Below are 22,482 nucleotides of genomic sequence, written 5' to 3' on the forward strand. Positions count from 1 at the left end.
CTCCGAGCGCGGGACCGGGCGCGGTCGCGGGCCTGCGCCGCACCGGCGCAGGGCCCGCGACTCCGGCGCTGGCTCAGGGCGAGCCGGTGTACTTGAACTCGAGGAGCGCCCCCGGGTTCTCCAGGACGTTCGTGGCGCCGCCGTTCGGTCCGCCCGTGTTCCCGGCGGTGTCCGTGATGATGTAGAGCGTCCGGCGGTCCGGGCTCCAGGCGAGATCGCGGTAGCGGTTCGTGGTGTCGAAGTGGACGACGGGCTCGCCGACCACGGATTTCCCGTTCGGGCTCAGCTTCACCCGGTAGAGCGCGCCCTTCTTCAGGCTGGTCATCAGGAGCGAGTTCCCCCACCCGGGGATGCCGTGCCACCCGGTGGGGTAGTAGTGGAGCGACGAGGGCGCGATCGTGGGCCAGCACATGTACTGGAGGAACCCGCACGCCGGATCGAAGAACTGGTAGTCGTCCTCGACGGTGAAGAAGGTGAGGAGCGGCTCCTTGAAGTCCGGATGGCTGAAGGCGCTCTCCTCTTGCTGCGGGACGGAGGGCGGGGCCTGGTAGTCGTTCCACGCGAGCTCCTCGCACGGCGTCGGGCTCGAGGCCGACCAGTTGTCGTACGTGTAGGCCTGGTTGTCCTGATACCCCGCGACGTGAGGCCAGCCGTAGTTCTTGCCGGGCTTGATGAGGTTCAGCTCGTCGTCGGTCTTCGGCCCGTGCTCGTTCGCATACAGCTTGCCGCCGCGCCCGAACGTGAGGCCCTGCGGGTTGCGGTGGCCGTACGAGTAGACATGGCTCCGGACGCCATCGATCCGCGGGTTGTCGTGCGGGATCGAGCCGTCGAGGTTCAAGCGCAGGACCTTGCCGACGTACGTCGACCAGTCCTTCGCCGCGACCTGGGCCTTCGTGGGCAGAGCCTGCGCGCGGATCGGGAGGCACTTCCTGTCGAACTGGTTGTTCCCCTGATCGCCGATCGTGTAATAGAGCTTCTGATCAGGGCCGAACAGGAGCCGCGCGGAGTTGTGATCGTTGCTCCCCGGCAGGCCCTTGATCAGGTCGAAGGGGCTCCCCAGCGTCTCGGTCGCCGGGTCGTACGTGTAGCGGCGGATCTTCGTCCTGAGGTCCACCGCCGTGCCGGGATCGGCGTCATAGGTGTACGAGACGTACACGTAGTCTCTCCCCTTGCCCTTCAGCAGATCCGGGTGCAGCGCCAGGGCCAGGAGGCCGTCCTGGCCCCCCGCCTGGTACACCTCCGAGATGGTGATCACCGTGGTCCGCACGCCGTCCTCCGGCCTCACGCGCACGACGCGCTTTCCGGTGCGCTCGGTCAACCACAGGTGGTCGTCCGGCCCCCAGACGAGCCGCATCGGATAGTCGAAACCCCGGGTGATCTCGCGCGACGTGAAGGACGTATCGTCGGCGGCGGCCTGGTCATGGTCATGGTCGAAGTCATGGGCGACGAGGGCATCGGCGTCCGCTTCGACCGGCTCGTCCAGGGGATCCGCCTGGACGCACCCGATGACGGCCAACGAAGCCGTGGCGAGCAAACCAACTTGAGCCAGGAAAACAGCTGGGCCGCGTGAGATAACAAGCGACATAGAACTACCTCACTGTTTCGTTTCAAGTGACGTTGCCGACCAAATGCCACCGCTCCAGGCGCGGTGGACGCGCTGGACAAAGCTCCGGCATCTACCGGGGACCGCATGGCTTCCGGTAAGTTGGACCCCCGATTAGGGTAAGGTCTTTACTATAGCAAGCGCAGAGGTCGTCCGCACTGTCAAGGTTGATTTACGACGCCGGCACAGTAACAGCGCGTGGCCGAGACGACGAGTCCAGTGGCACGGAGGTTGCTGCTCTGGGCAGCGCGTCACGCGATGGCGACGCGGAGCGCGACGCGGAGGCGACCCTCGGAGCGAGCCATCGCTGGCGGCGAGCGCACGATAGCGATGCTCGCACGCGAAGAGATGAATCGACGAGGCGCCGTGAGGACCTCTCCGGCGCCGAGGCGCCACGGCAGACATCTCAATCGTTTCGATGGGGGCCCCGACCGGAACGATAGCGAGCGCCTGCGCGCGATCCTGCCCGAGGTACGCCACGAATGCCGCAACGCGCGACGCGTGCACCTGATCTGGGACGGAGCCCCGTCCCACGTCGCACGGGAGACCCCATGGCCTCGCGGGCGAAGCGCCGCGCCTCGAACGCGCGGGCGCGGCGCCCATAAAAAAGATTGACGCCCGTTCCTGCGACACCTCCACTTCGTCATCGAGATGTCACAGAGAACGCCTGGGAATTGTAAAATTCTCCCCTTGGTGCGGAGGCCGCGCCGGCGTGGAGGCCAAGGGCGTGAGCCCGCTCGTCGATCTGGTCGTCTCGTCGCAGGTCGAGCGACCGGTGGAGAGCGCGGGGCTCACCTCCTGCAACACAGCGCAAAGTGCCCCGACGGCCAGACCTGCCAGCCCGATCTCACCTGCCAGTGAGCCTCGCCGATCGCGGCGCGACCGACAGTCCAGCTTACCAAGACAAGGAAACGAGACCATGAAACGCGCTTACCCCCTCTCCTTGCTCCCCCTCACCCTGGCGCTGCTCTCTCCCGCGCTCGGCTGCTCCGGCTCGGACACCGGGTCCTCGAGCGACGGAGCGACCGGCGCGTCGTCGAGCTCCGGCGGCTCCGCGACCACCGGCGGCGGCGGCACCACCGCGACCACCGGCGGCGGCGGCACCACCGCGTCCACCGGCGGCGGCAGCACCACCGCGACCACCGGCGGCGGCGGCACCACCGCGACCACCGGCGGCGGCACCACCACCGCGTCCACCGGCGGCGGTACGACCGAAAAGTTCAGCTTCTTCGTAACCAGCCTCGCCGCCATGCGGGAGCTGTCGGGCTCCCAGGACGGCTTCGGGGGCGATCTCCGCTTCGGGGAGACCGGCCCGGGCGCCGGTCTCCGCGGCGCGGACAAGATCTGCGCGACGATCGCCGAGAAGAGCCTGCCGGGCGCGGGGAGCAAGACGTGGCGCGCGTTCCTGAGCGCCGCGGCAGGCGAGGACGGCAAGCAGGTCGACGCGATCGATCGGATCGGCGAGGGGCCCTGGTACGACCGCCTCGGCCGGCTGGTCGCCAACAACAAGGAAGAGCTCTTGAACGAGCGCCCCTCCGGGGCCGACGAGGCGGTCGCCGACGATCTGCCGAACGAGGACGGCGTCCCCAACCACCAGCCCGAGCCGAGCCAGCCCGAGGTGGACAACCACGACACGTTGACCGGGAGCAACGCGGAGGGGCGGCTCTATGGCCCGACGGCCACGTGCAGCGATTGGACGAGCGCCGTAGCGGACAGGAACTCGAAACCGCGTCTCGGGCACTCGTGGCCGAGGAACTTCGGCGGCGGCGGCCCGGGCGGCATCAACATGGCCCACTGGATGTCGGCCCACGAAGCGCCCGGGTGCACCCCGGGCGTCAACCTCGTGGACGCGGGGGGACCGCAGCAGGGCTCGACCAGCGTCGGCGCCGGCGGCGGTTACGGCGGGATCTACTGCTTTGCGCTGACGCCCTGACGCCCGCGCGCCGCCCCTCGATCCGCTCACGTGTCTTCGAAGGGGCATTCGACGTCCTCGCCTCTCCGACACAGAGAGGCTCACCGAGGCACACGATACCTCTTACGACGCGGCAAACCCACGCGTCCTTCGGGATCTCCCAGCCTGGCCCACCGCTTGCAGCCCGCGGGCTCGAGAGGTGGCCCTCATGGCGAGATTCTTGGCGATGGTTTGCGTTTGTCTGCTGGCGTCCGCATGCGGCGACGACACGACGGGGGGGAGCCCGTCCGGCTCCACGAGCAGCTCCGCCAGCGGCGGCGGCCAGGGCGGGGACGGCGGCTCCGGCGGAGGGGGCGGCAGCGGCGGCAACGGTGGCAGCGGCGGCGAGGTCGATTGCTCGGCGTTCGAGGACGACGCGCCGGGAACCCCGGTGTCGATCACGGTGACCAACCACCGCGCGACGTCCATCTATTACCCTGACAACGAGTGCGTCGAGCGCTTCCGCATCGGTCCGGACGGCGGGCGCCTCGGCACGGCGGATTACCCTTGGGTGTATATGACCTGCGAAGAGGTCCAGACGGCAGACGACTGGCCGCAAGACTGCTTCGGCGGAAGCACGTTCGAGATCGCCGCAGGAGAGAGCGCGACGTTCTCCTGGAGCGGCCTGCTGTACGAGACCCAGCAGATGCCGATCGCCTGCGCGGCGCAGCCGGACAATCCGTTCGCCGACGACTGCCCGCGCGCGGTCGCCGTGCAGCCCGGAGCGTTCAAGATCGCTTTCGAGCTCTTCGGCGCGGCCACGTGTGAAGACGAGGGTCTATGCTCCCTCAGCGAGCCGTTCACCGTCGAGCAGGGGTTCACGTACCCGGACGACACGGCGGTCGAGCTCTCCGTCGACTGACGTCGCGACGTCGACGCTCCACGACCTGCGGGGCGAGCGCCGCGCTGTAACGGAGAGTCTTCGCTTGCGCCACCGATCTGTCACGAGCGCGGAGGCAAGCTGTTCCCCAGGAACATGCGGATCGATCCACCAGCCACGCTGGGACGACACACCGTGACCCTGTACCTCGGGCCCGCGGAGGACCAGGGCCCCGAGGCCAACGAGTCGCTTGGCGAGGCCATCTGGTTCGACCGCCGGGATCCACGATCCATTCGCCGCGCTCAGGAGATCCTCCAGGACCGGCTGCGACTCTCGGTCGCGCCGACGCTGTGCGACGAGCCTTCGCCTGGCCTCGGGGCAGCGTTGGGCAGGCTCCTCGCGGCCCTCGTCAGCGCGCTCGAGCGTTGGCATCGGCGCAACGCTGATGAGAAAAACAGGTTGAGCTCGGCCGCGAAGTACGGGATCAAGCCGCAAGACATCGCCATCCTGTCAGGGCGTGTCGGCAAACGCGCGTAACCGCAGGCGGACAGCTGCCGACGTGACGCTGGACAGGTGCTGTTCGCCTCGTTTCTCGTAGAGCCTCTCTCTTCATTTTCTTGGCGTCCTTGGCGCCTTTGTGGCTCTCTCGTTCGAGGCGTTCTGGTGAGAAGACGATAAACCGCCAGGACGCCAAGGAGAGAATCGCTCGATTCCCCCGGCGTCCTTCGCGCCTCGGCGGTCTTCTTCTCTGGGTGGCGATGTCGGGAGGGCTGAGCGCCGCTCGTTGCAGGCGCGCAGGAGCGCCGCGCGCTTACTTGGCGGGCGCCGGCTCCGCGGGCGCGCGGAGCGGCTCGATCGAGCGCGGGGTCCCGAACCCGGGGCCGCCGAGCGCGGTCTCGATCTTCTGATACACGCCCTCCCGCCCCGCGGAGCGCGCCGCGTCGAGGAGGACGTCATTGCGGTAGAGCGTCATCATCAGCCCCGTCACGACCGACAGCGCGAGCATCAGGCGCTGCGCACGGCCCGTGTCGCGCGCACGCGCGCGCGGCGGCGCCTCGACCGCCTCGGCCGGCTGGATCATGAGCAGCGGGGCGCGCAGATCCGGCATCCCGGGCGGCGGCGTCGGCCGGGACGCCGCGAGGATCGCCGCCGGGGGCGCCTGCACCTCGGTCCGCGTCACCAGATGCGGCGAGCTGTCCAGCTCCCCGATCGGCATCGTGGGTGAGGTCGGAAACATGATGGACGACAGGCTCGACACCACCGGCGTCGGATGATCGGAATCCATGTTCCGCGACGGAGGACTGGGCGGCGGCGGCGGGACCCGCCGCGCCGTGCTGGCCGGAGCCGGGGCCCGCGCCGACTCGGCCGGCGGGTCCGAGTCGAGCCCCGCCACCACGCCGAGCGGCTGCCAGGTGGCCATCCCGGGCTTCCATATCTTCGTGGACTCGTCGATGACGTCGAGCCGGAACAGATCGTCGAGCTTCTCCAACGTGAGCACCTTAATGTCGTCGGGCGCGATCGCGACGTGCCAGAGGCTCTCGCGATCATCGGTCGCCGGAGCGGGCGGCGCCGGGCGCATGGTCGAAGCGGGCGGCGCCGGGCGCATGGTCGAAGCAGGCGGCGCCGGGCGCATGGTCGAAGCAGGCGGCGCCGGGCGCATGGTCGAAGCAGGCGGCGCAGAGCGGGTAGTTGAAGCGGGCGGCGCCGGACGCCTGGCCGGAAGGGGCGGCGGTTTCATACAAAGTCCTCCCTTGCGCGCGTGAGGATGCCACGGTCCGAGCGCACCTGTACACACCGACATGCGGCGCGGCGCGCTTTCGAGACGGTACGGATTTTTTCAGCGAATTGAGGCGCGACCCGTGGCGCTGGCGGGATCCTCGCCATGTAGGTATTCTCGCGGCCGATGGGGGCGGAGCATGGAGGCATTCATGAGCACAGCGGATGAGGTCGGGGCCAGCAACAGCGCTGGATCGTCCGGCTTCCGGCGCTGGGTCCGGCTCGTGCCGGCGCTCCTCCTCGTCGCGAGCGCGACGTTCGTGGCGGCCTACTACGTTCCGCTCCGCCGCGCTCACCTGCTCCTGATCGAGGAGCAGCGCAGGTCGAACCAGCGGGGCAAAGACCTCGAACAGACGCTGAGCCAGGTGCGCGGAGAGCTCCAGCAGAAGACGGCGCAGGTCGAGAAGGTCGAAGCGGAGCGACGGCAGACCGAGGACGCCAAGAAATCGGGCCTCGCGCGGGTCGAGCAGCTCAAGACCGAGCTCGCAGGGAAGCTCGACAAGCAGATCAAGAAGGGGACCGCGGCCGTCGCCGTCGCGGACGGTCAGGCGCTCGTCGCGCTCCCGGAGACGGCGGTGTTCCTCCCCCACAAGCTCGACGTGAGCCCGCAGGGCCGCGCCCTCTTGTGCCATGTCGCGGGCGCCGTCGCGGCCATCGGCCAGGCGCCGATCCGCGTGGGCGCGGTCAGCGGCCCTCCGGACCTCGAGTCGCCCGCGCTGCAGAGCGGCTATCCGACGCCGTGGGCGCTCTCCGCGGCCCGCGCGGCGAGCGTCGCGCAGACCCTCCAGGACGCGTGCTCGCTGCCAGGAGCCCGGCTGTCCGCGGTCGGGCACGCCGAGCACGACCCCGCCGGCGCCGCGCTCGGAGAGAGCAAGCTGCCCGCGGGGCGGGTCGAGATCTCCATCGCGCTGCCGGGCGAGCCGGGCGACGCGAAGTGACCGGCGCGCGGAGGCGCGGCGCGCCCGCGGCTCAGCGCGGGTCGCGCAGCGCCTCGGCGCGCCGCGCCGCCGCGCGCCGCAGCGCGCCCGCGTCGACGTGGCGCGCGCCGGCGGACGAGCAGCGGAGCACCCGCTGGAACGCCGCCCGCGCCTGCGCCCGCTCGCCCCGCGCCAGCAGCGCCTCCCCGAGCAGGAACCACCCCTCGAGGTGCTCCGGGTCTGCGTTGAGCAGCGCCGCCAGCACCTGCTCTGCCTCGTCGGCGCGCCCGGCGCCCAGCAGCCGGGCCGCCGCCTCCGCGCCGGGCTCCCGCGTCGCCGTGCCCGCGCCCGCGCCCGCTGACGCCGGCCCCTCCTCGGCCTGCGCGCCGGGCGCCCGCGAGCTCGCCGGCTCGACCCCGCTCGACGGCTCCACCCGGCTCGCCGGCGCCGCCCCGTCGTCGCCCTCCGGCCGCTGCAGCCAGCCCGGCGCCGAGCCCCGCCGGAGCTCCGGCGGCAGCGGCAAGATGCCCTCCGCCGGCGACAGGACGACGTGGCCGCCAGGGACGAGCTCCGCGGCGAGCCGCCCGAGCAGGCGCGGCACCTGGTCCCGCTCGAAATAGATGAGGACGTTGCGGCAGAGGATGACGTCGAACGGCCCCGCCCCGAGCGCCGGCTGCGCGTCCGTCAGCGACGCCACCTCGAAGCGCACGCGCCGCCGCAGCGCCTCCGGCACCCCCTCGGCCCACGGCGCCGGCAAGGGCGCGCCCACCGAGCGCCGCTGCGGCAGCAGGCCGCTCCGCGCCACCGCGATCGCGACCGGGTTGACGTCGGTGCCCAGCACCGCCGCGTCCACCCCCGCCGCCTCCGCGCACGCGGCGGCGCTGTACGCCTCCTCGCCCGTCGAGCAGCCCGCGCACCAGAGGCGCAGCGGGCCCGGCCGCCGCGGCGCGAGGTCGGCCAGCACGCGCCCGAGGCGCTCGAACTGCTCCGGGTGCCGGTAAGCGGCCGTGTGCCCGATCGTTGCGGCGTCGAGCAGCATCGCCAGCGAGGCCGCCTCCCCGGCCTGGCCCGCGCGCTCGACGTACTCCGCCTCGCCCAGCCCGGCCCGCTGCGCGCGCTCCCGCACGTGCAGGTAGAGCGTCTCGGGCCACCGCGACGGCGCGTGGCCGAGCCGCGGCGACAGGACCCGCGCGAGGGCGCGCTCCAGCGGGCGATCATCCTTCACCGAGCACCCACCTCCGCGCGAGCTCGACGAAATCCGCGACGCGGATCGGCCTCACCCGCGGCGACGCGAGCAGCGCCGCGCGCGGCATGGCCGGCGCGCTGCACTCCGAGGGATCCTGCGCGAAGCCGAGGCCCCCGCCGTCCACGAGCGCCGGCAGCGCGCGGGCGCCGTCGCTCCCGAGGCCCGACAGCACAAGCGCGGCGACCCGCCGGGCGAGCGGCGCCGCCGACGCGAACAGGACCTCCGCCGACGGCCGGTGCCCGCCCACGGGCCCGTCGCCCGTCAGCTGGATCCGCCCGCGCCCGTCGAGGGCCATGTGCGACCCCGACGGCGCGAGCAGGAACTCCGGCGCGAGCGCGTCGCCGGCCCGCGCCGGCCGCGCCCGCGCGCCCAGCGCGCGGAGCGCCCGCGCGAGGTCGCGCTCCCGCCGATCCGGCAGGTGCTGCACGACCAGCACCGGCACCTCGAGGGGCCCGAGCCCCCGCGCCAGCGCCTCCAGCGCGGGGATCGCCCCGGTCGAGCCCGCGACGAGGATCACGCGCCCGCCCCGCGCCGCGACCGGCCGCCGGGCCGCGCGGAGCACCGCGGCGCGCAGCCGCGCCCGGGCCGGGGCGCCGGCGAGGTCGCGCTTCTCGAGGCCGTCGACGGCGCCCTGCGCCAGCGCCTCGCGGACCGCGGCCGAGCCGCGCGGGAGCGAGCTGACCACGATCACCCCGGCGCGGGCGGCGATGGCCCGGATCACGGACAGCCCGTCGAGCTCGGGCATGAGCAGGTCGACGAGCACCACGTCGGCGATCGCGACCGCCGGCAACGCCAGGAGCTCCGCCCCGGTCCGCGCCCGGCCCACCACGCGGATCCCCGCGTCCTCCTCGAGGATCGCCTCGAGCAGGCCCGCGGCGATGTCCGAGTCGTCGGCGATCACGACCCGCGTCGTCACGCGCCACCGAGGCTTTCCGCGACGATCCGGCGCAGCTCCTCCTCGACGAACCGCTGCTTCGACAGCACGGCCCGCACGCCGAGCTCGCGCAGCGCGGCGACGTTCTCGGCGTGGGTCGCGGCGGTCTGCGTCGTCAGCACCACGACCGGCACCCGGGCGAGCGCGGGCGTGCGCCGGAGCTCCGCCACCATCTCGAGGCCGTTCATGTAGGGCATCTCGAGGTCGGTCAGCACCACGTCCGGCGGCGCCGCCCGCGCCCGCGCGAGCCCCTCCCGGCCGTCGCTCGCCTCCTCCACGCGCAGGCCGATCGCCCGCAGGATCCCGGAGAGCAGCTCCCGCGCGACCGGGGCGTCTTCTACGACCAGCGCGAGCGGCTCGCGCTTGGGGACGACCAGCGCGAGCGGCTCGCGCTTCGGCGCGGCGGCCGCGGCGCGCGCCGGCGCCTCCCGGGGCGCCTGCCGCGCCCACGCGAACACCCGCTCGACGTCGAGGAGCAGCATCGCCTCGCCGTCCGCCGTCGGCGCCACGCCGCGCACGAGCGGCGAGCTCCACGGCAGCTCCTCCGACCGGACGAGGGCGACGAGCCGCGGGTTCTCGTAGCCGTCCACGCTCACCGCGAACAGCCCCGCGGCGTGGTGCAGCACGAGCGCCGCGTCCCCCGGCGCGGGCTGGCCCCCGTCGCCGAGCACCGCCCCGAGCGCGTAGAGCGGCACGAGCTCGACCCCCGAGCCGCCGGCCAGGCGCACGCGCGGCCCGTCCGAGGTGTGCAGCAGCTCCTCCAGCAGCATCACCGAGTGCACGGCGTGCGTCGGCACCGCGCACCGGAACCGGCCGCAGGTGACGGGGACCACCTCCTCGCCGTGGGGGCTCTTCGGCACGACGAGCAGGATCGTCGTCCCGAGGCCGGGCCTTGAGTCGACCCGGACCTGCCCGCCCAGCGCGCCGATCTCCCGCGCCACGACGTCGAGCCCGACGCCCCGGCCCGAGATCGCGCCGACGCTGCGGGTCGTGGTGAGCCCGTGCGCGAACAGGTACGGGATGAGCTCGGCGTCGTCGAGGGACGCGACGTCCGGCACCGCCTCGGCGAGCACCTCGCGCAGGCGCGCGAAATCGACCCCGCCGCCGTCGTCCTTCACCTCGACCCGCACGGCGGCGTCGGTCTGGACCACGGTCACCGCCACCGCCCCGCGGGCGGGCTTGCCGCGGCGGGCGCGGACGTCCGCCGGCTCGATGCCGTGGTCGACGGCGTTGCGCACGAGGTGCAGCAGCGCCGGCTCGAGGCGGCGCTCCACGGCCGCGTCGAGGAGCCCCGTCCCCTCGACGCGCACCTCGACGTCCTTGCCGAGCATGCGCGCCGCGCTCCGGGCGGCGAGCGACACCTGGTTCAGGAGGCGCTCGGTGCGCACCACCGACGCCCTGCGGACCACCTCGTCGAGCTCGCCGAGCGCGCGCCCGGCCGCGAACTCGTTGCTCGACCAGTCGGCCCGCACGGCGCCGAGGAGGCGCTCGATCTCCGCGCCGTAGCCGAGCGTCTTCGTGATGCGCTCCGCGACCCGGTCCGCGGCGCCCCGGGGGTCGATCTCGACGAGCAGCGCGCGGAGCATGCGCTGCGCCTCGCGGAGCCGCCGCTGGAGGACCTCCCGCTCGCCGTGCAGCCGCTGCATCTCGTGCAGGAGCGCCCCGACCGCCGCGGCGTCGAGGGCCGCGGGCGGGGCGGCCGGGTCCGGCGCGGCCGCGGGGTCGAACCGCGGCGGCAGGGCGCTCTCGGTCGCGGGGGCGCGCGGCGGCGCGGCCTCCCGGGCGGGGGCGCCCGCGCCCGTGAGCTCCGCGTGCGCCGCGCGGAGGGTCTCCTGCACGGGGCCGAGGTCGAGCGGGGCCGCCTCGCCGGCGCTCGCCGACAGGAGCCCGAGCGCCTCCAGCGCGCCGAGGAGGCTGTCGCCGGTGAGCTGCGTGGGGCGCGCGCCGCCCCGCACCGCGTCGATGACGGTCTCGGTCAGCTCGGCGAGGTCGCCGCACGCGGCGAGCTCCAGCATGTGCGCCTCGCCCTTCAGCGTGTGCAGGAGGCGGCGCAGGACCGGGAGGTTGCCGGCCTGGCCCTGCTCGAAGCCGAGCCAGAGGTCGGTCGCCTGGGCCACGCGGTCCGGCATGGCCCGGTGGAACGCGGCGACGAGGTCAGCCCGGCTCCTCATCCGCGTCCGCCTCGTCGTTGGCCGGCGCCGGCGCCGTCGCCTCGCGCTTCGCCCCGGCCGGCTTCACCCGGAAGGCCCTCGCCGTCGCCTTGAGCGCGTGCGACAGCTGGAGCAGCGACTCGGCCGAGCGCGTCGCGTCCGCGCTGCTCGTCAGCGTGTCGTTCACCGCCCCGACGATGTCGACGATCGCGGTCTTCACCTGCGCCGTCCCCTCGCGCTGGTGGTCCACGGCGTCCGAGATCTTGGCGGCGGCGGCGGCCGTGTCGCGGGCCAGCTTGATGCCGTCCTCGGTCGCGAGCACGGACGCGTGGGAGGCCGCGTGCATGTCCGCCACGAGCTTGCGGATGTCGCGCACCGAGTCCATGACGTGCTCGGACAGCCGGCGCATCTCGGCGGCCACGAGCGAGAACCCGCGCCCCACCTCGCCGGCCTTGGTGCCCTCGAGCGCGGCGTTCAGGGCGAGCAGGTCCGACTTGTCGGCGATGCTCTGGATCAGCGAGAGGATCTCGCCGATGCGGTCCGAGTGGGAGCTGACGAGGCGGGTCTGCTCCGCGGTGCGCTGGACGCTGACGAGGCTCCGCTGGGCCATCTCGTGCACGGTGGCCGCGTCCTTGGCGATGTGATCGGCGCTGGCGGTCAGGGCCTCCACGGTCCGGCGGATCTCCTCGAGCGCCGCGTTCTGCTGGTTGGCGGTGGTCTCCTGCTCGCGCACCGACGAGAACATCCCGGCCGCGGCCGACGCGACCTCCGACGAGGTGTTGCCGATGCGCGTGGCGAGCCCCTGGAGGCTCGCGACCATGGCCCGGAAGGCGGCGAAGAGCTCCCCGTCGCCGGTGATCTTGCAGGTGAAATCGCCGCCCGCGACCCGCTTCGCCGTCTCCTGGAGCTCGCGCAGCTGGGTGTTCATCCGCTCGAAGGCGCTGGCCATGTCCCCGAGCTCGTCGCCCGAGATCCGGAGCGACAGCCGCGCCGACACGTCGCCGCGGGCGATGCGGTCGGCCGCCTCCTTGATGTGGGCCATCGAGCGGGTCATGCGCGCCGAGATGACCCACGCGAGGCCGAGGCCGAGCAGCATGATCCCCGCCGACTGGAGGGCGATGGTCCTGCGCGCGTCGGCGCGGCGGTGGGCGATCCGGTCGCTGCGCAGCCCCACGGCGAGCGTCCCGAGCTGGCGGTCGCCGTTCCGCGACCGGATCGGCGCCTCGCTGACGACGACGCCCCCGTCGCCCTCGCCCTGCACGTCCGCCGCGCTCCCGGGCGCCTGCACCGCGCCGATCGCGGCGATGCGCGCGCCCTTGGCGTCGTAGACGGACACCCAGCTGACCAGGGGATCGGTCATGGCGGTCCGCAGGGTGTCCGGGAAGGTCTCTGGGGGCTGCTCGAGGTCCATGGCGACGCCGATGGGCTCCTTCAGCATCGTGGCGAGGATCCCGGCGCGCTCGCGCAGCTCGGCCTCGCTGGCCCGCGCCGTGCGGTCGGGGATCAGCCACAGATCGAGCGCCGACAGCACGATGGCGACCGACGCCACGAGGGCGGCGATCTTCCAGCGGATGGAGCGAAAGTTGAGCATGGCGGCGGAGGAGGAGGATCGATGAGGGTCGCTGATCGATGGCGGACGCTGGAGCGGAGATCGTGAGTCGCGAGCCGTGAACCGTGAATCCTGAGAGGGGCGACGCGCCGTGTCGGCCGGCCGGCGGCCGGCGTCGCGAGGGCCCTAGTCGACGATGCGGGCGAGCCGGAGGAACTGCGGATCGAAGCGGAGGCCGATGGCGTTGGCGTGCTTCACGTTCAGGAGGAGCTCGGGCTTGGTGCCGGCGAGCGTCACGGCCACGGCGCAGCCGCGCTTGGTGTCGTCGCCGTCGCCGCACACGACGATGCGGACCACGGGACCCTCGCGCGGCGGGATGTCCGGGATGGCCGCGGCGAGCCCGCGCGCCACGTAGACCACCTCGGCGCCGCCGGCGCGCAGCGCCTCCTGCAGCTGGGCCTTTCCGGTGTACGTCACGCGCAGGACGGTCGCCTGCCGGCTGGCCACGGTCGTCTTCGCGGCCAGCTTCGAGAGCACGGCGGCCATCGCGTTCGCGTCGTCCGCGCTCTCGCCCGACTCCCCCCCGACGACGGCGAGCACGGCCGCGCCCTTCCGGCTCGCGAACCCGCTCTCGTAGCCGATCGAGCGCAGGAGGATGGCGCCCCTCAGCTCGTACGGGACGGAAGCGGCCGAGCGGCCCTCGGCGCTCGCGGTGGTGACGAGCAGGAGGGCCGTCAGCATTCGAATCGAGGAGCTCGGAAACGCCATGTGTCTCTGATCAGCCTTGAACGACCTCGAACGGGATCTTCGATGCGCGCCGCATCAGGCGCCGATGTCGGGGAGGCGGCGGGCGTCGAGCACCCAGTGCAGGGCGCCGTCGATCTCGGCGAGCCCGACGACGTGGGGCAGCGCCAGGATGTCGGCGAGGAGCTCCGGCAGCGGCCACACGCGCTCCCGGTCGACCTCCACGAGCCGGGGGCGCGCGCAGGCGATCGCTCTGGGGGCGCCGCCGGTCGACAGGCGCACGGTCCGCGTGGCCGGCTCGGGGGCCGCGTCCGCCGCGCGGCCCGGGGCGGGGTCGCCCCAGAGGCAGGCGCCGGGCTCTGGCGCGGGGTCGCCCCAAAGGCAGGCGCCGGGCTCTGGCGCGGGGTCGCCCTCGGCGAGGAGCACCTGCTGCGCTGGCACCGCGCATCGCACCCCGGCGTGCAGCATGGCGACCACGGCTCCCACGTCACCGCTCCTTGCCGGCGAGCCGCCGGACGAGGGCCGGCAGGCGATCGAGGTTGCGCTTCGAGAGGACCGCGTCCGCCTGGACCTCCATCTGCAGCTGCTCGAGCTCGCGCTCGGAGTGCCCGGACATCAGGATGACGCTGAGGTGCCCGAGCCGCTGGTTCTTCCGGAACAGGGTGAGCAGCCGGTCCCCGCGGATGGTCGGCATGAAGACGTCGACGACGACGATCCGCGCCTGATGCCGGACGATGGCCTGGGTCGCCCCGATGGGGGAGGGGAGCGCGACCACCTGAAAGCCGGCCGCGCGCAGCAAGCGGGAGACCTCCTCCCGGGCGATCTCGCTGTCATCGATGACGAGCACCGGGGGGCTCGGCGGCGCGCTCGACGGCGATCTCGGCGGCGGGAACGCGCTCGCGGGCGTCCCCGCTTCATCGACCGGATCGGCCGGTGGTCTGGGCCTCGTCGTGGGAGTCCGGGAGCTCGGATCGCTCATCGACCCGACCAGGCGGCCGGATCGCCGCGCGGCGCGACGGACGGCTGCGGCGCGCCCTCGGAAGCGTCGAGCAGGTGGATCACGTCGAGGAAGGTTACTACTCCCTCGCTGGTGTCGACCACAGCTTTCGGCGCGAGCTCTCCGAACACTTTTACCGCGGCAACACACCGCGTCTTGCCGGCGGGCAAACCCAGGTAACCCCGCTGCGTGCGGCAGACGACGATGCGGAGCGGCGCGGCCGCCGGCGCGGCGAGCGGGGCCGACACGATCACGACGATCCTGCCGCGGTCCTGGAGGATGCCCATCACCCGCGGATCGGCGCGCGGCAGCGGCAGGGGCGTGCGCCACGCGATCACCTCTTCGACCTGCTGCGCCCTCAGGGCGAAGGTCACCGGGCCGAGCTCGAAGAGCAGGAGGTCGACAGCGGCCCTCTCGCGCGGCCCCTTGTCCGGGGCGTCGTCGCGCAGGTCGAGCAGCGCGTGAACGTGCGTGAGCGCGTCGGACAAGGTGTCCTCGGTGTACCACAACGGCTGAGGCCGGGGAGCTGGTTTTGCGCTCGCCCTCGTGGATTCATGGGGTATCGGGCGTCTTCTGACTCACCAGGCCAGCCGCGCTGTCCTGCGGCGCCCTCTCCCTCCCATGCGGCGCTCGGGGGTGGCGCGCTGCGCTGGGCCCGGGCGGCGCGCTGGCTGAGCGCGCGCGCAGTGACGCCCGCGCGCGAGCCTGACCCCAGTGCAGCTGGACGCCTGGCGGCGTCCGTGAGCGGCTTCGGCCGAGGCGCCGACATGGTGGTCCAGGCGGCTCGGCTCGGCGTGCGCGATGCTCCACGACCGGATCCCATCATGGAAGCGGCTTCAGCTCCTCGTCTGGAACCCGCCAGGCGTGGTGAACGTCCGGAATGCCGCGTCGAGGCCATCCGGAACGTAGATCACGAGCGGAAGCTTTGAGTTGTAACGGATCATTTCTCTCGCGCCGAATACGGGTTCGGTCTTTGTCGGCGTGTTCCCGCAGCCGATGAGCGTGCTCATGATCTCGCCGTTGCTGCTCACCTCCCAGTAGGGGTAACCCCAGCCTTCGATCGTGCCTTCCTTGATTGTGCCGCTGACCCACTTGTGATTGCAGTCTGAATTTTCCAGGAGCTTGGAGAACGAGATCTCCACGCGTGCGCGGTCTTCGTGCTCGAGCTGAGGGAGATCGATGACGATGCGACGTTTGCCGTTCATGGTCTGCGGGTAAGGCTTCAGATTCTCGACGTCGTACGCGGAAGCGGGCGTGGCGAGCAATGTGGCGGTCAGCAGCAGCATGAGACGTTTCATTGGGAGTCTCCTTTTCTGTTTGATGCGCAACGTGTGTCGTCGGTCAGGCGCGCGGCGAGCGCGAGCGGCTCGTGGATCCGTGCCGGCGCGCCCGGCGCCGTGATGAGCTTGCTTCTGGACGTGGTGGCGCGAATGCGGCAGCTGGCGCCGCCGCGGGGGCCTACAGGGTCCATTCCATGCGCCGCCTGGCGCGGTGACCTGAAGCAGGCGCGACGCAGCGCCGGAGAGCGTCTGGGGGAGGGACGCGCGCTCCGCCGGGCGGCCTGGCTGGATCGAGCCATCGCCTGCCTACGGCGGCCGGGCTCGACGAGCGGATTCATGTTTCAGGGCCTTGCGCAAGGCCGACGGACTCGACCTGCGCGGCCGAGCGAAGACTTCGGCCTCGCGGAACGCAGCCTGGGTTCGTTCGTGGTGATCGGTCTCGATTCGATCGACGGACGCTCGTCGCCATGGTCGCTGCTTCGGCCCTACGCCTCGCGACTTGCAGCGCGGAGCGCCTCTCCGAGGGACCAAACCGAGATCGCCAGCAGGGCCACGTCCTTGATCAGGAACTGACCGAGCGCGCCGATCGCGGGGAACCCGCCGATGTCATCCGCCCACACCCCGGGCGTCGTGATCAGGAAGCTCAGCGTGCTCAGGAACGTCAGCACCCCGAGCAGGCTGCCGACGGCCGCGATCCGAGCGGACCACGGCCGGGACAGGATCGCGAGCCCGATCGCGATCTCCGTGATGCCGAGCAGGTTGGACATCCCCTGGAACCCCAGCACGGGATACGTCCAGGCGAACAGCGGGCTGTTCTCGATGAACGGGCGGATCGCCTGCGCCTCGAGCCCGGTGAACTTCATGCCGCCGATCCACAGCAGCGTGAGCGCCAGACCGGCGCGGAGCAGGCGGCCGCCGAGGGCCTCGATCCGGACGCCCCACTCGGCTAGGCTGGGCTCCGTGCGCTTCGTAATGTGGATGTCGGCGAGCTGGGCGGTGCGGTCGGCGGTCGACATGGTGGTCTCTCCCTCATGGATTCGGTCTCTCGGGCCCGCCTCGTCGGCGGCCCCTTCTCGGTCCATGGGACGCCGTGGGGGCGCCGGTTCTTACTTCCGCGGGGCGACTCTTTTCGAGGCGGCCGGATGAGCGAGCGGACGAACGAGGAGTGGCTGCGGCTCCTCCGCGAGCCCGAGGCGCAGGCGAGCGCCGCTGTCGCCGAGCTGCGGGACGTCGTGCGGGGAGGTCTGCGGAGGGCGCTCGCCGGACGCGCCGGGGTGGGGGACGCCGTGATCGACGACCTGACCCAGGACGCCACGCTGAAGGTGCTCGGCGCGCTCGATTCCTTCCGGGGCGCCAGCCGCTTCACCACCTGGGCGATCACCATCGCCATCCGCGTGGCGCTCACCGAGCTGCGGAGGGCCCGGTGGAAGGACGTGTCGCTGGATCAGATGACCGAGAGCGCGGGCGGGCCGATCCCGATCGCGGCCCCTGACGCGAGCGCTCACGTGGCCAGGGAGCGAATGATCGCCGCCCTGTACCAGGTGCTCGATACCGAGCTGACGGATCGGCAGCGCCGGGCGCTCATCGCCGAGCTCAGGGGCATGCCCCAGGCCGCGATCGCCGAGCAGCTCGGGACGACCCGGAATGCCCTGTACAAACTGACCCACGACGCTCGCCTCAAGCTGCGAGAAGGCCTCGCTGCGGCCGGATTCGGCGAGGACGACGTAAGAGAAGCGTTCGATACTCCGTCCCAGGGAGGGATGCCCTCGAGAGGAGCGCCATGAAGCGCCTGTCCCAGGAAGAGATCCGCGATCTGGCCAAGGTAGTCCTCGCGACGAAGCCTGACGAGCTGACGTGCGATGAATGGCTGGACTACGCGGCGCAGTACGCCGAGCTCGTCGCGGAGGGCGCCCCGGTGCCGGAGGCGCTGCGCGAGGCCGCGCGGCACCTCGACCTGTGCCCCGAGTGCGCCGAGGAGCTGCGCGCCTGCCTCCTCGCGCTGGCGGCGCGCTGAAGGCGAGCGCCACCGACGCGCTGGGGGTGGCGCTCGTCTCATCGTGGAAACCTACCGAGACCCTGCCAAAGGCTGACCCTCAGCGTCGAGCGAGCCGTCCGTCTTCGAGCAGCACCAGGGAGCCGAAGCGGAGTACGCCTCGGTCCGGGCCATGGGAGGCTTGGCGCATCCGTGAGTCGCTCATTGGCTATCCTTCATTCGCGGCTCGAGGGGCGGATCGAGCGCATCGCCATGGACCCCACGCAACACGATCGCGGCGTGCTGGGCTCCGTTCTCGACTGCATCGAGAGGATCTACCCCGTATGTAGTAGACGGGCGCCCATCGATGTCAACAACGACAGCCCAAGGCCACTTTTTTTCCGGAGGGTTTCGCGTCGGCTCGTGGATGCGCACTAGGATTTCGCGCGGGTCGCCTTCTTCTGGGGTTAGCTTAAACGTCAGCTCGATCATTGCTTACACCTCCTGTCGCAATCTTTGAGGCACCGGCTATATTCGTCGCTGCACTCCTTTAGACAGTTCTTGTCGCCCCTCGGGCAGTTGTCACGGCAGAGTCCTAATATCTGATCGCACTTTTCCTTGCATGCCTCTTTGCAGTCGGACGAGCTCGATCTCGTGCCCCATTCACAAGAGCCACACGACTGCGCTCCGGAGCCGTTTCCGACCCCACTAACCCTCTCGCACTCCTCCTCGGCTTCATCGAGCGACGCATGCTGGCCCTGGTACAGGGTCGTGCAGCTGGATGTGCTTCCTCTGCAAGCAGCCGAACCCGCTTTCCATGTAACCGTACACGTTGCCGACTGCGAGCTACATAGATCGTAGGAGTAGTCGTCATCGTCGGTGCTTTGCGGCTTCCTCGGTACATCGCCGAATCCTCCGGCACCTGTCGGGTTGATAATGCCGCCCCCGGCGCCGCTCGGGTCATCACCGGGGAGCCAACACTCCCCGACGTCGTAGTTGCAAGCGGTAAGCCCGAGGAGCAGGACAACAAAAGCTCTGTTCATCTCGACTCTCCCCCGAATCTCCAGACAGGTCCAGCGGTGACCATCGCCACCCAGTCACCATGAAGTACGCGACTATCTCCGCCGGCCCAATCCAGGTTGGCGCTCACGGACACGCCCAAGGGCTCGGAGAAGTACCAGTCGGTCTGGGTGTGACCGCCTGGAGCGATCCCCAGCACTCGGTTGCAGCTCATGAGGCCGCACACCGGCATCGAGTAGATCGACAGGGCCGGCCCAAGCCCGACTTTGCCTGTTTTCCAGACGTGCACCAGGGAGATCGCCGTTCGATCGTAGATCCCGATGCGGGCGCCAGGAACGACGCTGAACATGTTGTGAAGTTCGAGCTGAAACTCGCTCTCTCGGCGCCAGAGCAACCCGCCGAAGGGGCTCACCGCGAGCCTCGGGCCGGTCCCAATCTGGAGCCCGCCCACACTCACGCCACCGCTGAACTCGAGCGCCCTCGCCGGCGCCGGAGGGACGACCAGCGCACAGGCACAGCCGCACAACACGAGCGCGCTCGCCGTCCCCTTCGGCCCGTACCCCATGCATCCACCCCCACGGGCACCGTCCTCCTACGGGAAGTCGGCGTCAACGGGTAACCCAGGCTGCAATTATGTCCGCATCGTTTTCATCTCTGCGGCGCGAGCCGTGCGCTGGCCCCGAGGGGCTCCGACCCGTGCTTACGAGCGAGGCTCTGAATGACAGCCCCGCGCCCGGAGCCCCCGCGGAGGGCGGACTGGCCGCGCTCTCGTCAAGGCAGGCGAGCTACCGCCCGCCCGTCATGACCCGTGACCCGGCCCCCTCCACCTTCGCGAGCCGCTTCTCGCACCTCTCGATCGCCTCGACGATCTTCGCCTTGCGCTCGCGCTCCGTTCGCCAGCGCCGCGGCTCCGGCAGACCGAGCCACCGGGCGAGGCGCTCCAGCGTAGCGACATCGGCGCGGAAGAGACTCTCACGGCGCAGGCGGATCACGGTGGCGGCAGGGTAGATCCTCGGTGCCGCCGCGTCCGCATTTCGCTCGCGCCGCTTTCCCCCCCGCCTGCGGTGCGAGACGCGCCGTCCCTGAGGCCGAGCGGAGGTGGCCGCAGTGCGGCGCGGTCCCTCTGCCAGAGTCTCGCCTCCCGTCGCCGTCGCGCCTCTGATATACGGTGCCGCAGCAGCGGCTGGATCCGCGGACCCGGGGATAGAAACGATTATGAGCCGTCTGAACAGATGTAGCGAAGACATCGATGAGCCGATCAAGGTGGTCGAATACGACCCCTCCTGGCCGATTTGGTACACTGCAGATGCGGATGAATTGTCGAACACCCTCGGCGCCCGGATCCGAGAGGTGCAGCACTTTGGTAGCACCTCGGTGCCCGGAATGGCGGCCAAGCCGATCATCGACATTCTCGTTGCGCCTGTAGAGTGGCCGCTGGCCGCGCATGACAGGAGAGCACTCGAGGCGCTCGGGTACCAGTACCTCGGCGAAGCTGGCGTAGCCGGACGCGAGTACTTCAGGCGAAGAGGCGCGCACGATACCAACCTTGCGGTCGTCGAGTGGGGGGCCAACCTTTGGCGCGACAACCTTCTCCTTCGGGACTTCCTGCGGGCGAATGAGGGCGCGGCTGCCGAGTATGCGCGCTCGAAAGAGGAAGCGTGGCAGAGCGGGGCGAGGACCCTTCTGACGTACTCGGAACACAAAGGTCACGCCGTCACCGCTTTGTTGAGCGCTGCGAAGAGATGGCGAACCGAACAACCCGGCGGGAGAGACGACCCGGTATGAGCGAGATCGCCGGAAGCCACCGCTGCGGGTGACGCGAGGGTACGGGGCTTCGCGGAGCTCCAGGGCAGGCGCCGAGCCGGCGGCTCGCTACCTGAGCGAGTCGCGGGCCACCAGGGAGCGGACACCGAGGGGCGACCTCGGCGCAGTCGTGAGCGGCCCGCCGACTGCCCAGCAGCGCAGGTGTCCTGCAATGGCGCGTGCCTCCCCGTGGGCGTGTCGGCCGGCGGCTGCACGGTGCTCGCGCACGCCGGGAAGCACGTGTCCATCGATCACGGCATCGCGGTCGACGCGTCGCACGTGTACTGGGTCGAGCAGCTCTCACACACCGCCGTCGCGCGCGTGGCGAAGGCGGGAGGCGGCGCGGCGGGTGAAGCGTGGATAGGCTAGGGTCTGTACGCAAACCGGGCGCGGATCGCCTCGTCGCGCAGGAGGGTTACGCAGTCGAGGCGTACGCCAGGTGGTAGCCGCGGCGCGAGCTTGCGATAGAGGACCTCGGCCATGCGCTCGCTGGAGCTGTTGACGTCCGCGAACTCGGACAGATGGTTCAGCGTCTTGCCGTCGAGCGTGCCGACAGCGTCGGCGAGCAACCGGTCGAGCTCGTTGAAGTCCATGACCCCGCCGATCGCGTCGAGCCGTTCCGCCGACACCTGGGCCTGGACCTGCCACCGGTGGCAGTGCAGCGGCTCGTACTTGCCGTCGTACAGTCGCAGCGCGTGGGCGACATGCAGGAAGCGTTCGATCGTGAGCTCGTACATCTCGGTGTCCTCGGTTGGGCGCCCCCCCGGGCGCGATCGGCCCCGACGCTCGCCAGCACCTCGGCCACGCGCGCGACGGCGAGGTACACGTCCCCTCGCCGGCGGCAATCATAGCACCGGGGCATGAGATCCGCTGGCCCGGCCCAAGCCTCAGCCGACCCGGTGAGAGAGCGCGAGCCGGAAACCAGCGTGGCGGGTGACGCGAGGGCAGGGGCTCCACGGCACCGCACGGCGCGCACGAGCCGGCGGAGTCGACCCCGGGTCCGTGCCTGACGGACTGGCGCCATCGCCGCAATCAGAGCCAGGGATCGATGCAGCAATCAGCCTGTAGAGCGTCATTGACGCTGGCTCTCCCGCACTGTGCTGGAGGAGGGAAGGTGGGGGCTTCCTTGGATCAGTGCGTCTCGAGCGGATTGATCGACGTCGCCCCCTGCTTACGAGCAGCTCTACGATCAGGTTCCGGAGGAACGGGACCGCCGCGCGGCAGCCTCCGGAGCCCCCGCGCACTCAGGAGCCGTTCGTGTCGAGCAGCTCCCTGGCATCGCTGACGACCGCGGCGCGGCGGATCCACCGGTCCAGCTCGGCGAGGTCCTTGCTCGCGACGACGCGCTCCCGTACGTCGGCGGGGACCTCCAGCCCGCGCGCTTCGAACACGGCGAGCACGCTCTGCGTCTTGGCTTCGAGGAGCCCCTCCTGCCGACCCTTTGCCACGTAGCTGCGCGCGAATTCACTCTGATACTCGTATCCGCTCTTCATCATCGCCTCCAACGTCCGCCTCGCCGCTGCGTTCAGCGAGGATAGCACCACGTCCGCGTACAGGCCGCGCCGCTCCTGATCGAGCCCGGCTGCCGCCGCCAGGAACGCCACGCCGATCGCCTCACCGGCCTCCTCCTGCCCGTGCGCCATCGCCGAGAGCACGACCACCTCGGGCGCCGCCTTCGCCTGCTCGGCGTCCGTGACGACCGGGACGCCCTCAGGGGATG

24 protein-coding genes and 1 pseudogene are annotated in these 22,482 nt (G+C 71.4%); 8 read left to right on the plus strand and 17 right to left on the minus strand.

All coding sequences use genetic code 11. The annotated features are described in order from the left end of the window. Positions 1–73: 73 nt before the first annotated feature. On the minus strand, positions 74–1,516 hold the full coding sequence (locus tag WMF26_RS05505) for a glucose/sorbosone family PQQ-dependent dehydrogenase (RefSeq protein ID WP_437999440.1): 1,443 nt from the start codon (positions 1,514–1,516) through the stop codon (positions 74–76). 1,006 nt (positions 1,517–2,522) lie between these two features. Between WMF26_RS05505 and WMF26_RS05510 the strand changes: the two genes are divergently transcribed. The 3 genes from WMF26_RS05510 to WMF26_RS05520 all read left to right on the plus strand — a co-directional run bounded on the left by WMF26_RS05510 (position 2,523) and on the right by WMF26_RS05520 (position 4,911). Continuing rightward, positions 2,523–3,536 carry a hypothetical protein gene (locus WMF26_RS05510; RefSeq protein WP_437999441.1) on the plus strand — a complete coding sequence of 338 codons (1,014 nt, stop codon included), beginning with the start codon at positions 2,523–2,525 and terminating at the stop codon, positions 3,534–3,536. 205 nt (positions 3,537–3,741) lie between these two features. After that, positions 3,742–4,416, plus strand: a complete 675-nt coding sequence (locus WMF26_RS05515) for a hypothetical protein (RefSeq protein ID WP_437999442.1) — start codon at positions 3,742–3,744, stop codon at positions 4,414–4,416. 153 nt (positions 4,417–4,569) lie between these two features. Next, positions 4,570–4,911 (plus strand): hypothetical protein, encoded by a 342-nt coding sequence (locus WMF26_RS05520; RefSeq protein ID WP_437999443.1) that lies wholly within the window; start codon positions 4,570–4,572, stop codon positions 4,909–4,911. 274 nt (positions 4,912–5,185) lie between these two features. On the opposite strand, the gene WMF26_RS05525 is transcribed toward WMF26_RS05520, so the two are convergent. Then, complete coding sequence (locus WMF26_RS05525) at positions 5,186–5,872, minus strand: DUF4339 domain-containing protein (RefSeq protein WP_437999444.1); 687 nt, start codon at positions 5,870–5,872, stop codon at positions 5,186–5,188. A 46-nt stretch (positions 5,873–5,918) separates the two neighbouring features. Continuing rightward, on the minus strand, positions 5,919–6,116 hold the full coding sequence (locus WMF26_RS05530; protein WP_437999445.1) for a hypothetical protein: 198 nt from the start codon (positions 6,114–6,116) through the stop codon (positions 5,919–5,921). Between the two features lie 186 nt (positions 6,117–6,302). Between WMF26_RS05530 and WMF26_RS05535 the strand changes: the two genes are divergently transcribed. Further along, a complete protein-coding gene (locus WMF26_RS05535; RefSeq protein WP_437999446.1) occupies positions 6,303–7,088 on the plus strand; it encodes an OmpA/MotB family protein in 786 nt (261 codons plus the stop codon). Between the two features lie 31 nt (positions 7,089–7,119). Here the strand turns inward: WMF26_RS05535 and WMF26_RS05540 are convergent, their stop codons facing one another. The 10 genes from WMF26_RS05540 to WMF26_RS05585 form a co-directional block, all read right to left on the minus strand. After that, positions 7,120–8,292: a CheR family methyltransferase gene (locus WMF26_RS05540; RefSeq protein ID WP_437999447.1), complete on the minus strand. Its 1,173-nt coding sequence runs from the start codon at positions 8,290–8,292 to the stop codon at positions 7,120–7,122. Continuing rightward, positions 8,282–9,229 carry a chemotaxis protein CheB gene (locus WMF26_RS05545; protein WP_437999448.1) on the minus strand — a complete coding sequence of 316 codons (948 nt, stop codon included), beginning with the start codon at positions 9,227–9,229 and terminating at the stop codon, positions 8,282–8,284. The genes WMF26_RS05540 and WMF26_RS05545 overlap by 11 nt, the downstream gene beginning before the upstream one ends. Continuing rightward, complete coding sequence (locus WMF26_RS05550) at positions 9,226–11,418, minus strand: response regulator (RefSeq protein WP_437999449.1); 2,193 nt, start codon at positions 11,416–11,418, stop codon at positions 9,226–9,228. Before WMF26_RS05550 ends, WMF26_RS05545 begins: the two co-directional genes overlap by 4 nt. After that, entirely contained in the window at positions 11,402–12,988 is a 1,587-nt protein-coding gene (locus WMF26_RS05555) for a methyl-accepting chemotaxis protein (protein WP_437999450.1), read from the minus strand. The genes WMF26_RS05550 and WMF26_RS05555 overlap by 17 nt, the downstream gene beginning before the upstream one ends. Before the next feature lie 144 nt (positions 12,989–13,132). Next, entirely contained in the window at positions 13,133–13,714 is a 582-nt protein-coding gene (locus WMF26_RS05560; protein ID WP_437999451.1) for a YfiR family protein, read from the minus strand. A 54-nt stretch (positions 13,715–13,768) separates the two neighbouring features. Further along, a complete protein-coding gene (locus WMF26_RS05565; protein WP_437945085.1) occupies positions 13,769–14,176 on the minus strand; it encodes a hypothetical protein in 408 nt (135 codons plus the stop codon). 1 nt (position 14,177) lies between these two features. Beyond that, on the minus strand, positions 14,178–14,669 hold the full coding sequence (locus WMF26_RS05570; protein WP_437999452.1) for a response regulator: 492 nt from the start codon (positions 14,667–14,669) through the stop codon (positions 14,178–14,180). Next, a complete protein-coding gene (locus WMF26_RS05575; protein ID WP_437999453.1) occupies positions 14,666–15,175 on the minus strand; it encodes a chemotaxis protein CheW in 510 nt (169 codons plus the stop codon). The genes WMF26_RS05570 and WMF26_RS05575 overlap by 4 nt, the downstream gene beginning before the upstream one ends. Before the next feature lie 348 nt (positions 15,176–15,523). Next, positions 15,524–15,985 (minus strand): ecotin family protein, encoded by a 462-nt coding sequence (locus WMF26_RS05580; RefSeq protein WP_437999454.1) that lies wholly within the window; start codon positions 15,983–15,985, stop codon positions 15,524–15,526. A 467-nt stretch (positions 15,986–16,452) separates the two neighbouring features. Then, a complete protein-coding gene (locus WMF26_RS05585) occupies positions 16,453–16,983 on the minus strand; it encodes a YkgB family protein (protein ID WP_437999455.1) in 531 nt (176 codons plus the stop codon). Between the two features lie 126 nt (positions 16,984–17,109). Between WMF26_RS05585 and WMF26_RS05590 the strand changes: the two genes are divergently transcribed. Then, on the plus strand, positions 17,110–17,751 hold the full coding sequence (locus WMF26_RS05590) for an RNA polymerase sigma factor (RefSeq protein ID WP_437999456.1): 642 nt from the start codon (positions 17,110–17,112) through the stop codon (positions 17,749–17,751). Then, positions 17,748–17,981, plus strand: coding sequence for a hypothetical protein (locus WMF26_RS05595; RefSeq protein WP_437999457.1), 234 nt, complete (start codon positions 17,748–17,750; stop codon positions 17,979–17,981). The genes WMF26_RS05590 and WMF26_RS05595 overlap by 4 nt, the downstream gene beginning before the upstream one ends. A gap of 180 nt (positions 17,982–18,161) precedes the next feature. Here WMF26_RS05595 and WMF26_RS05600 read toward each other — a convergent pair whose 3' ends face one another. Both WMF26_RS05600 and WMF26_RS05605 read right to left on the minus strand, forming a co-directional pair. Then, positions 18,162–18,431, minus strand: coding sequence for a hypothetical protein (locus WMF26_RS05600; protein WP_437999458.1), 270 nt, complete (start codon positions 18,429–18,431; stop codon positions 18,162–18,164). 547 nt (positions 18,432–18,978) lie between these two features. After that, complete coding sequence (locus WMF26_RS05605; protein WP_437999459.1) at positions 18,979–19,371, minus strand: hypothetical protein; 393 nt, start codon at positions 19,369–19,371, stop codon at positions 18,979–18,981. An 803-nt stretch (positions 19,372–20,174) separates the two neighbouring features. Between WMF26_RS05605 and WMF26_RS05610 the strand changes: the two genes are divergently transcribed. Both WMF26_RS05610 and WMF26_RS05615 read left to right on the plus strand, forming a co-directional pair. After that, the gene (locus WMF26_RS05610; protein WP_437999460.1) at positions 20,175–20,744 is read left to right on the plus strand and encodes a GrpB family protein; all 570 of its coding nucleotides are present in this window, start codon (positions 20,175–20,177) and stop codon (positions 20,742–20,744) included. A gap of 180 nt (positions 20,745–20,924) precedes the next feature. After that, on the plus strand, positions 20,925–21,131 hold the full coding sequence (locus tag WMF26_RS05615; RefSeq protein ID WP_437999461.1) for a hypothetical protein: 207 nt from the start codon (positions 20,925–20,927) through the stop codon (positions 21,129–21,131). Here WMF26_RS05615 and WMF26_RS05620 read toward each other — a convergent pair. After that, a complete protein-coding gene (locus WMF26_RS05620; protein ID WP_437725630.1) occupies positions 21,128–21,499 on the minus strand; it encodes a 6-pyruvoyl trahydropterin synthase family protein in 372 nt (123 codons plus the stop codon). The two genes, WMF26_RS05615 and WMF26_RS05620, sit on opposite strands and share 4 nt — an antisense overlap. 507 nt (positions 21,500–22,006) lie before the next feature. Beyond that, a pseudogene (locus WMF26_RS05625) lies at positions 22,007–22,477 on the minus strand (hypothetical protein); the annotation flags it as partial. Between the last annotated feature and the right edge of the window lie 5 nt (positions 22,478–22,482).

It is taken from the genome of Sorangium sp. So ce185, from assembly GCF_051526825.1.
GTDB classification, from domain to species: domain Bacteria; phylum Myxococcota_A; class Polyangia; order Polyangiales; family Polyangiaceae; genus Sorangium; species Sorangium cellulosum_D.

Coding starts and splice junctions, on each gene's coding strand:
- WMF26_RS05590 (WP_437999456.1), top strand. CDS start 17,110: ATGAGCGAGCGGACGAACGAGGAGTGGCTGCGGCTCCTCCGCGAGCCC.
- WMF26_RS05510 (WP_437999441.1), top strand. CDS start 2,523: ATGAAACGCGCTTACCCCCTCTCCTTGCTCCCCCTCACCCTGGCGCTG.
- WMF26_RS05535 (WP_437999446.1), top strand. CDS start 6,303: ATGAGCACAGCGGATGAGGTCGGGGCCAGCAACAGCGCTGGATCGTCC.
- WMF26_RS05620 (WP_437725630.1), bottom strand. CDS start 21,499: ATGTACGAGCTCACGATCGAACGCTTCCTGCATGTCGCCCACGCGCTG.
- WMF26_RS05585 (WP_437999455.1), bottom strand. CDS start 16,983: ATGTCGACCGCCGACCGCACCGCCCAGCTCGCCGACATCCACATTACG.
- WMF26_RS05580 (WP_437999454.1), bottom strand. CDS start 15,985: ATGAAACGTCTCATGCTGCTGCTGACCGCCACATTGCTCGCCACGCCC.
- WMF26_RS05560 (WP_437999451.1), bottom strand. CDS start 13,714: ATGGCGTTTCCGAGCTCCTCGATTCGAATGCTGACGGCCCTCCTGCTC.
- WMF26_RS05595 (WP_437999457.1), top strand. CDS start 17,748: ATGAAGCGCCTGTCCCAGGAAGAGATCCGCGATCTGGCCAAGGTAGTC.
- WMF26_RS05600 (WP_437999458.1), bottom strand. CDS start 18,431: ATGATCGAGCTGACGTTTAAGCTAACCCCAGAAGAAGGCGACCCGCGC.
- WMF26_RS05515 (WP_437999442.1), top strand. CDS start 3,742: ATGGTTTGCGTTTGTCTGCTGGCGTCCGCATGCGGCGACGACACGACG.
- WMF26_RS05555 (WP_437999450.1), bottom strand. CDS start 12,988: ATGCTCAACTTTCGCTCCATCCGCTGGAAGATCGCCGCCCTCGTGGCG.
- WMF26_RS05610 (WP_437999460.1), top strand. CDS start 20,175: ATGAGCCGTCTGAACAGATGTAGCGAAGACATCGATGAGCCGATCAAG.
- WMF26_RS05550 (WP_437999449.1), bottom strand. CDS start 11,418: ATGAGGAGCCGGGCTGACCTCGTCGCCGCGTTCCACCGGGCCATGCCG.
- WMF26_RS05570 (WP_437999452.1), bottom strand. CDS start 14,669: ATGAGCGATCCGAGCTCCCGGACTCCCACGACGAGGCCCAGACCACCG.